The organism is Paraburkholderia sp. CNPSo 3281 (assembly GCF_024206515.1).
Classification (GTDB): Bacteria; Pseudomonadota; Gammaproteobacteria; order Burkholderiales; family Burkholderiaceae; genus Paraburkholderia; species Paraburkholderia nodosa.
This window is the reverse complement of the sequence record NZ_JAMBPS010000176.1, coordinates 1-719: the sequence shown is the minus strand read 5'-3', so window position 1 is coordinate 719 and position 719 is coordinate 1. Positions and strand designations below refer to the sequence as shown.

The following is a 719-nucleotide window of genomic DNA, read 5'->3' as shown; positions in this document are numbered from 1 at the left end:
GATCGCCGTGAGCCTGTCGATCGCGACGCAACGCGGCAGCCTGCCAATTGCCTGGCAGCTGTATGTCCCCAAGGAATGGATTGAAGACCGGGAGCGAGCGCGTCGTGCGGGCATCCCCGACGATCTCGCCTTCGAAACCAAGCCACAGATTGCGCTGGCCCAACTCCGCGAGGCTGTCGCATCCGGTATTGGACCGGGCATTGTGCTCGCCGATGCCGGGTACGGCGACGAAACCGCTTTTCGGGAAGGCGTAACTGAACTGGGTTTGTTGTATGCGGTAGGGATCCGGCCGGGCACCTCTGTATGGGCACACGGTACGGCGCCGCTTCCGCCCAAGCCCTGGAGCGGCGCTACAAACCCCCGACATTGTTACGCCGCGCGCCCGGCCATGAACCGCTCGCAGTGAAGGAACTGGCTATGCAACTGCCCGAAAACGCCTGCAGACCGTAACCTGGCGGGAAGGTAGCAACGCAGCACTTTCCTCACGCTTTGCCGCCGTGCGGGTCCGTCCCGCACATCGCGACAATTGGCGAAGTACCGTTCGCGACGAAGAATGGCTGCTCATTGAATGGCCTGCTGGCGATACGGAGCCGCTCAAATACTTTCTCACTACGGCCCCCGAAGAGGCGACCCTCGAGCAGCTCGTGTTCGTGACCAAAATGCGCTGGCGCATCGAGCGCGACTATCAGGACCTGAAGCAGGAGTTCGGGCTCGGTCAT

General features: G+C 62.3%; 1 pseudogene. It reads left to right on the top strand.

The window, feature by feature from the left end:
* Positions 1-719 (top strand): annotated as a pseudogene (locus M3I56_RS40775) (IS701 family transposase); the annotation flags it as partial.